Raw genomic sequence first — 7,940 nt, 5'->3', positions numbered from 1 at the left:
GGAGCCGTGTGATGGGAAACTATCACGCACGGTTCTGGAGACGAGTAATTTCGGTGACGGGATTGCTTAGTTTAATCGATCGGCGACACAGACTACGGTTCCAAGGTGCGATTCGTTTAACCTAAAATAAGTTGAAAAGCTTATGGGACGGTTAGCCTAATTGCTCAGGCAGTTAGTGACAACTGATTACATTTATAGGTGAGGCTCAGTGAGTCAAGTCCTATCCTCCAAGTGCAGGAGTGAAAGCATAACCCCTAGTCTAATTGGGTAGCAACCAACAAACTAAAGCGGGGTTAAAAAGTAGAACTACTAGAAGCCGAATCTGGTAACTATTGAGCAAGAAGTCCATGTGTAGCGAAAGCAAAGATGTGTCCGAACCATCGTTACGTAAGAATGGTGAAATGGCTAAATCAGGAATAAAAACTGATAAACACCAAGCCAAAAGGCAAGGATAGGGCATAAGCAATTTTTGGATTGACTTATAAGCACCGCCCAATAAACCCGGTGGAAAGCATCACGCTAAAGACTTCAAACAAATGTGTAATCGGAACGAAGTAACCCCTAACTATCTCTGGTCAGGTCGATAACCAGTAAGTAGCTAACGAATGATAGTTAGGGAAGGGATGGTATCAGAAGCGAATGCCTTGTTGTAATGACAAGGATATGCTGACAGATACTCGGTAATTCCAAAGAAATAGAACAAGTAGCAATTATATGTCTAAAACGCTGACTAAAAATCAGACGGTGGAATGGAAAGACATCAACTGGCGCAAGTTAGAACGGGTGACTTTCAAGTTGCAAAAGCGCATATTTCAAGCGAGTGAACGAGGCGATGTTAAAGCAGTTCGCAAACTTCAAAAGACCCTGATTAATTCTTGGTCGGCAAAATGTATCGCGGTTCGTCGGGTAACACAAGATAACCAAGGTAAAAATACGGCGGGTGTGGACGGAATCAAATCTCTATCCCCAAAGCAACGTATGAATCTTGTAGGTAAGTTAAAGTTGACCAATAAGGCGAAACCAACTTGTAGGGTTAATATCCCCAAACCGGGTTCAACTGAAACTAGACTATTAGGAATACCCACAATAAACGACCGTGCATTACAAGCGTTAGTCAAGCTAGCGTTAGAACCAGAATGGGAGGCTAAATTCGAGCCAAACAGTTATGGTTTTAGACCAGGACGTTCCTGTCACGACGCAATCGAAGCAATATATACTAGCATCAATAAGAAACCCAAATATGTACTTGATGCCGATATCTCAAAATGCTTCGACCGTATAGACCACAAAGCTTTAATCTCCAAAATAAGTACATACCCTACCTTAAACCGACAGCTTAAAGCATGGCTCAAAGCAGGGTATTGTGACCAGGGTTCTTTATTCCCCACTAATGATGGTACACCACAAGGCGGAGTCATTTCTCCGTTACTTGCGAACATTGCCCTACATGGTATGGAAGAAAGAATCAAGCAATATGCGGAAACACTAAAAGGGAAAAAGCGAGATAATCGCAAAGCCTTAAGTTTAATCCGATATGCCGATGATTTCGTGATAATCCATAAGGATTTAAACGTAGTCAAGGAATGTCAAGAGATAATAGCTAACTGGTTGAGTGACATGGGACTGGAATTAAAACCAAGCAAAACAAAATTAACCCACACCCTTAACGAATTAGATGGAAATGTTGGGTTTGAGTTCTTAGGATTCCATATTCAGCAACACAAAGTAGGAAACTACAGAAGTGCATATAGCTCCGAAGGAATCCCACTAGGTTTTAAAACATTAATCACACCCTCAAACACAAAAACCAAGGCTCATCTTGTCAAAATAGCTGAAGTAATAGACAACCATAAGAACGCACCTCAATCTGCTATAATTAGCAAGTTGAATCCAGTTATCAGAGGTTGGGCAAATTATTACTCAACAGTGATTAGCAAAGAAAGCTTTTCAAAAGTAGACAATCTAATCTATGACAAATTAAGAGCATGGGCAAGAACAAGGGGAAAAGGGAACATCAATAAAGACAAATACTGGAGAGCAGTAGGCGACAAAAATTGGTGTTTCAGCACAGAAGATGGATTAGCATTACTCACTCATGCCAGTACACCAATCGTAAGGCATACAAAGGTCAAAGGTGAAGCTAGTCCGTTCAATGGAGACTGGACTTATTGGAGTAAACGAAGAGGCGAGTACCCAGAAACACCAACAAGAGTTTCAAAACTAATCAAGAAACAAAAAGGTATTTGTCCTCACTGTGGTCTGTATTTCACAAGTACAGATATTGTAGAGGTTGACCACATTAAACCAATATCATTAGGTGGAAAAGACACTTATGATAATATTCAACTTCTGCACAAACATTGTCACGACACAAAAACGGCTAACGATGGTTCTTTAATTAAAGAATCACGACAGCAACCCGTTTTGAATCGTACCTATAACAAAGGTGGAATTATCAAGGAGCCGTGTGAAGCGAAAGTTTCATGCACGGTTCTGAAGGAGAGGTAGGAATGGTAACATTCCCATCGACTCTAACTGTTCGATCACAATCCTGAAATTTGCCAAATTCTTCGGTTCCCTCGGTCAAACCTCCCACACACTTTGGGGTCAACTCTGGTTCGTCGCAGAAACCGGCGAACTGCCACAAGGAGTTGTCATGGTGACCTACATCAAAAACCGCAGTTTGAACGATTTTAACCGTTTAGTCGCATCAGTTCAATCGCGCGGCGTAGAGCCAGCAACCGGAATTTTTATTCCTGAATTTGTCAAACATTCCGGTCAAAAACCTGATGACAGCGGAGTAGTAAAACCGATAAATTACTACAGCTTAAAATGGTCTTGGATGGAGCGGAAAGACTGGGCAGTTATCGACCAAGCCGCAGCAGTTTTGTCCGATCCGAGCAATCAATCGCGGATGATTGACTTGGAAGGAACCAGAGCTATGATTTGTTTAGATAACCTTCCTGCGGCACAAGTTGCGTCCTTGATGGCCGCTCATGCCAACGGTGAAAGCGATGCTATTGCTTTGACTTCCAACGGCAATATGTCGCTACCATCAGCCGAAGACAGAGCGACTGCTGACTTGTTCTAATTTTGTTATAAAGGCGCGATTTAATCGCGCCTTTTCAGTAACTGTGACAGCGAAGAGTAAAATGAAGAAATTAACGAAAATCAAACCCAAACCAAACCTACAAGAAAGTTGTTTGCGAAAAAATTGCGAGCTGCTAGACCAAATTCGGGCAGATACAATTAACGACATCGAAAGTCTGACCCAAGATTTCCAACACATGAGTGTAGTTGCCGAATCTATCCGGCGAAATTACCAAGCTTTGCTATCGGAAAATCAACTACTGAAAGACACACTTGTAAGTCTAGTTGACGATTGCGAGTGCTGGCAAGCCAATCGGTGCGCTCGCTGTCAAAAAATCCTTAAATCTCTAGAAAGCAATCATCCAGAATTCCCACCGAATGCCACCAAAAAATATCGCACCATTCTCAGCCAACTCCGGAACTTAGGATAGTTAAACACGTCTCAGTAACAAGGTCTCAAAAAGTTTGAATCAGGAGCAACAAGCCTTATGACACTACTAGCAACTGCCAAAGATAGCAAAGCCAAAATTTTGCAAAATTTTCAGCAGATTTTAGCCGAAAATAAAAAGATTGAATCGAGAGTTGAAACCAAAGAACAGTCAGCCGAAAAAGCCAAAAACAAACAACTCCTCGAAGTCGCCTCTACCTACACAATTGACAGCATTGTTAAAGGCTTAGCCGACTTGCAATTAGACTTCGGCAGCATCACCAGCGGACTTTCGGAAAAACTGAAGGCGGAATCGGCAAAATTAGATGAGTTAAAAAAGGCGATCGAAATTGAAGCCGAACAATTGCAGGAGTTGCAGCAAATCCGAGTAGTAGCAGACGCCCTTCACATTTTAACTGAGGAACACCGGGAAAAACTGACCCTCCTCGAACAAAACGCCGGCAACCAGCGCGAAGTCCTCGAAAAAGATACAACCCAAAAACGCAAGATTTGGGAAAAAGAACAGCAAGAATTTGATGCAGTAGTTCGAGAAAAAACTGCATTCACAACTAAACACCGCCAGCAGGAAGCCGCAGATTATCAATACGAATTGCAGCGCGAGCGTAAAATTGAAACTGACGAATACGAAGAAACGAAGCGCAAACTAGAACGGCAATTGCAAGAATCTACTCGCGAAAAAGACAAAAACTGGGCAGAAAGAGAAAAAGTCCTCAGCGACAATCAAGCGGAGTTTGAAGAGAATCAAAAGAAAGCTGCTGGATTTGAAGAAGAACTCAAACAGGCTTACATCAAAGCCAAAGAAGAAGCAATTCAAGAAGTTTCCCGCGAAGCTAAAGTCAAGGCTGATTTAGCGGATAAAGAATGGGAGGGAAGCAAGCATGGATATGAGTTGAAAGTCCAATCTTTACAGCAGACAATGCAGCGGCAAACTGAACAAGTAGCCGAAATTTCTGCACAACTCCAAGCCACAATGAAGCAAGCGCAAGATTTGGCAATGAAAGCTTTTGCGAGCAAAGCTTAAAACCCTGTTCGTAGTGAGGACTTCAGTCCGCATCCAGGTTCGTAGTGAGGACTTTAGTCCGCATCCAGGTTCGTAGTGAGGACTTTAGTCCGCATCCAGGTTCGTAGTAAGGACTTTAGTCCTTAATTTATCAAAACTTTAGGACTGAAGTCCTTACTACGAACCTTTTAGGAAGGATTGAAGTCCTTACTACGAACCTTTTAGGAAGGACTGAAGTCCTTACTACGAACCTAATTCACAACTATTAACAAATCAAAAGCCATGAACAAAAAACTTACGGACAAAAGCACTAAGGCTGAAATCTTAGAAGCATACAAGGAAGCCGCCCAAGAAAAAGCTGCGTTAGAATTGCAAATCAAACAGCTAAATGCTTCTCCAAAGCAACCAGCAGCACCAGCACCAGCACCAGTAAAACCTATTGTGGAGGCACAAAAACCAATGGCTTTAACTCAAACTCAACAAAAAATGCAGTCCACTATTGACAATTTGATTTTGCTGCAATTTGGCTTTGGTGGCGCTGTCAGCGAGTTGTCGGAAAAATTAACTTCTGAAGCTGCTAAACTGGAAGAATTGCGGCGCACTGTGGGCGGGGAAGTTCAACAACTGCAAGAGTTGCACAGTTTAGAAGATGTTGCGGAAGATACGCTGGATAATTTGATTCAGCAGTACGAAGAAAGTGCGAAAACTTTTACTAACGAACTCAGCGAACAGCGCGAAACTGTGGAACAGGAGTTGCTGGAACAGCGGCTAGCTTGGGAAAAAGAGCAGGAGTTGCAAAAGCTGGCTGTTAAAGAACGCAATGAAAATCAGCAAAAAAATCGCGATCGGGATGAAGAGTTGTATGATTACGATCTGAATCTTCAGCGAGATTTGGATGTCGAAGAGTACGAACAGCGCCAGAAAAGGCTGTATCAAGAAATTGAAGAGTTTCGCCAGGAACAGGAGAAGCAGTGGGCGGAACGGGAAAAATCTATTTCGGAACGGGAAAAACTGTCTGCGGAAGTTAAGGCTAAGGTTGAAGCTTTCCCGAAAGAACTGGAAGCTAATGTCAAGAATGGGAAAGATAACGGTCGCAATATTGGCAATTATCAAGCTAAGGTTAAGGCTGATTTGTTGGCTAAAGATATTGAAGGACAGAAGCAAAATTATGATCTGCAAATTCAAGGGATGTTGCAGACAATTCAAAATCAGGAATCGCGGATTGCTAGTTTGTCGAAGCAGCTTGATTCTGCTTTGAAACAGGTTCAAGATTTGGCGGTGAAGGCGATTGAGGGTTCGTCGAATTTGAGTTCTTTCCAAGCTGTGAGGGAAATTGCGATCGAGCAAGCTAAGACTCAGCAAAAAAATAAGTAGTCAGCACTTGTTTGATTTTTTGTATGGTGTGCAATACGCACATTACACGATAATTATCTAAGGTGCGTCGCTATGAAATTGTCGCTCTTTATGCAAGGGATTTTCGGTGGCGACGCACCCTACGAATAATGTTGCAAGAGTTTTGAAAATTGGTATTATACCAGGCACTGGGGGTTCGCACTGCGGATATTACGCTATTTTGATAAAAAACTAGCTTTCTTTAGTAGAGTTTGTAAACTGTCCACTGGCTGCGTGTCTTGCTTGACGCTCAAACCCTATCTACAGCGTTCTAATTTTTAGTAAAAAGCCCGATCGCCCTGTTCACTTATAAAAACTGTCCCTACCCTTCCTGAGTCTCCGGATCGAATTGCCTATTGTATAAGTTAATCCACCAAAAGATATATTTGAATCGGAGGGGTTATGACACAACAAATTGTACGTCAAAAAGATACTAATGCTTGGATTTTTCAATGTTGGATTTCTTTTATCCTAGCTCTTTCTACCACCGCTATGGGTATTTTTTTCTTGCCCGTAGATCCGTGGGTTAAAAGTTTTATGGGTATGGGTTTAACTTTTTCGGTCGGTTCGTCTTTTACTTTAGCAAAAACCATTCGGGATAACAACGAGGCAACAAGATTAACTGCCAGAATCGACGAAGCCAGAGTTGAGAAAATTCTCGCCGATCACCATCCTCTCAAGTGAAATCAAATTATATAGTGTATACAAAGAACAGCCCGTGCGGGCTGTTTTTGTTGCTTGAGCCATAGGTTTCAAGCTGCGGATGTGAATTGTGGATGTTAATGGCCGCCTTTGAACTGACGATCGCCCTTAGCCTTCTGGCGCTGGCGAATACCCGCCTGAACCGTAGCCATATCCACGGGAAAACCAACTACAGGAATCACCTGATCCTTGCGCTCTTCTTCCAAATTCTTGAGTTCGGTGTAGTCAACCCAGTGAATGCAATTTACCGGACAAGTGTCGATCGCCTCAGCAATCAACTCTTCGGAATCACCGTCTTGTCGAACTACGCGCGATCGCCCGTAATCCGGCTCAATGTAGAAAGTATTGCGAGCCACGTGAGCACAGTGCTTGCAGCCAATGCAGGTAATCTCGTCAACATAGACACCTTTTTGGCGAAACACGCCACCTAATTCCGGTTCCAAACCAGAGCGATCGGGTGCATCTCGCAAAAATCCGCCCAACTCCGGTTCTAAACCAGTGCGATCGCCTGCTGTATCTATTCCGAGTCCAGAAAGCTCAGACATTTAGATCCCTCACAAGAATAAATAAGTCCGCCTGGGCGGACTTTAAATAAAACAAGATTGTAAAAATCTCAAACAATCCTTAAGCACACCAGCGCTGAACCACCAAGCGGATCGAACCGTCTTGATTTTGCTTTTGCTCAGAAACTTGGAAACCTTGCTTAGCGCTTTCATTTACCACAGTATGGTAAGCATAACGCTGAGTCACCTTATTTAGAAAACGATCGACAGACCAAGCTTGCTGCCAAAACTGCAAATCCGCCACCAATTCATACTCAGTCCCGTTCCAGCTAAAACCTAAGTCATAGCCGTTTTCTTGCTCGATCACCACCTCAGCAGTGCTGGTGAGGCCGCGATAGCCGCGCACCTCAGTCGGGCCCGACTTCCAGTCGATACCCAAATCAGTTAAAGCAGATTCCAAAGAATTCAAATTGCGGATCTGGGTCTTAATTTGGCTAAAGTGTGACATGGTGGTTCCAAAAAAATTTAAGTGAACTCAACAAAAAAGATTACCAATCGCTAAAAGCCACTTGGGCCGTCGCTTCGGCTGACTGATGCAGCACTTGCGCGAAATATTCAGATGTTGACTCTTGATGAAGCACCACACCGAGCTGGGCTTCAATTGCAGCCGTTACCTCAGCGCAGGAAGCACCGACAATGCCGGTGACTGTTTCCTGTACGCGGCCATCTGGATAAATCACAAACTCTAGTGTTTCCATAATCCGAGCTGACTGAATAGGAACAATGAGACCAGACACCGACACCA

The 7,940-nt window shown here is 43.2% G+C and carries 8 protein-coding genes and 1 pseudogene; 6 read left to right on the top strand and 3 right to left on the bottom strand.

The features are described from left to right. Nucleotides 1–714 precede the first annotated feature (714 nt). The 6 genes and pseudogenes from ltrA (at nt 715) to QUB64_RS13990 (ending at nt 6,614) form a co-directional block, all read left to right on the top strand. Nucleotides 715–2,508: a group II intron reverse transcriptase/maturase gene (gene ltrA, locus QUB64_RS14015; protein WP_333277800.1), complete on the top strand. Its 1,794-nt coding sequence runs from the start codon at nt 715–717 to the stop codon at nt 2,506–2,508. Nucleotides 2,509–2,530: 22 nt separating this feature from the next. Then, nucleotides 2,531–3,091 (top strand): annotated as a pseudogene (locus QUB64_RS14010) (hypothetical protein); the annotation flags it as partial. Nucleotides 3,092–3,152: 61 nt separating this feature from the next. Further along, entirely contained in the window at nt 3,153–3,521 is a 369-nt protein-coding gene (locus QUB64_RS14005; RefSeq protein ID WP_333277802.1) for a hypothetical protein, read from the top strand. Nucleotides 3,522–3,578: 57 nt separating this feature from the next. After that, nucleotides 3,579–4,559: a hypothetical protein gene (locus QUB64_RS14000; protein WP_333277804.1), complete on the top strand. Its 981-nt coding sequence runs from the start codon at nt 3,579–3,581 to the stop codon at nt 4,557–4,559. A 261-nt stretch (nt 4,560–4,820) separates the two neighbouring features. Further along, entirely contained in the window at nt 4,821–5,912 is a 1,092-nt protein-coding gene (locus tag QUB64_RS13995) for a hypothetical protein (protein ID WP_333277806.1), read from the top strand. Nucleotides 5,913–6,332: 420 nt separating this feature from the next. Then, a complete protein-coding gene (locus tag QUB64_RS13990) occupies nt 6,333–6,614 on the top strand; it encodes a YiaA/YiaB family inner membrane protein (protein ID WP_333277808.1) in 282 nt (93 codons plus the stop codon). A 95-nt stretch (nt 6,615–6,709) separates the two neighbouring features. On the opposite strand, the gene QUB64_RS13985 is transcribed toward QUB64_RS13990, so the two are convergent. From QUB64_RS13985 to QUB64_RS13975, 3 genes are all read right to left on the bottom strand, one after another. Beyond that, the gene (locus QUB64_RS13985) at nt 6,710–7,177 is read right to left on the bottom strand and encodes a ferredoxin (protein WP_333277811.1); all 468 of its coding nucleotides are present in this window, start codon (nt 7,175–7,177) and stop codon (nt 6,710–6,712) included. Between the two features lie 79 nt (nt 7,178–7,256). Then, nucleotides 7,257–7,643, bottom strand: coding sequence for a DUF1257 domain-containing protein (locus tag QUB64_RS13980; protein WP_293149026.1), 387 nt, complete (start codon nt 7,641–7,643; stop codon nt 7,257–7,259). Between the two features lie 40 nt (nt 7,644–7,683). Further along, on the bottom strand, nt 7,684–7,893 hold the full coding sequence (locus QUB64_RS13975; RefSeq protein ID WP_194071124.1) for a DUF2997 domain-containing protein: 210 nt from the start codon (nt 7,891–7,893) through the stop codon (nt 7,684–7,686). Nucleotides 7,894–7,940 lie beyond the last annotated feature (47 nt).

Source organism: Microcoleus sp. Aus8_D2 (assembly GCF_036702665.1).
GTDB lineage: Bacteria > Cyanobacteriota > Cyanobacteriia > Cyanobacteriales > Microcoleaceae > Microcoleus.
This window is presented reverse-complemented; position numbering and strand designations above follow the sequence as displayed.

What these genes read in the sequence shown, in the direction of transcription:
- ltrA (WP_333277800.1), top strand. Translation starts at nt 715, where the DNA reads ATGTCTAAAACGCTGACTAAAAATCAGACGGTGGAATGGAAAGACATC.
- QUB64_RS14005 (WP_333277802.1), top strand. Translation starts at nt 3,153, where the DNA reads ATGAAGAAATTAACGAAAATCAAACCCAAACCAAACCTACAAGAAAGT.
- QUB64_RS14000 (WP_333277804.1), top strand. Translation starts at nt 3,579, where the DNA reads ATGACACTACTAGCAACTGCCAAAGATAGCAAAGCCAAAATTTTGCAA.
- QUB64_RS13995 (WP_333277806.1), top strand. Translation starts at nt 4,821, where the DNA reads ATGAACAAAAAACTTACGGACAAAAGCACTAAGGCTGAAATCTTAGAA.
- QUB64_RS13990 (WP_333277808.1), top strand. Translation starts at nt 6,333, where the DNA reads ATGACACAACAAATTGTACGTCAAAAAGATACTAATGCTTGGATTTTT.
- QUB64_RS13985 (WP_333277811.1), bottom strand. Translation starts at nt 7,177, where the DNA reads ATGTCTGAGCTTTCTGGACTCGGAATAGATACAGCAGGCGATCGCACT.
- QUB64_RS13980 (WP_293149026.1), bottom strand. Translation starts at nt 7,643, where the DNA reads ATGTCACACTTTAGCCAAATTAAGACCCAGATCCGCAATTTGAATTCT.
- QUB64_RS13975 (WP_194071124.1), bottom strand. Translation starts at nt 7,893, where the DNA reads ATGGAAACACTAGAGTTTGTGATTTATCCAGATGGCCGCGTACAGGAA.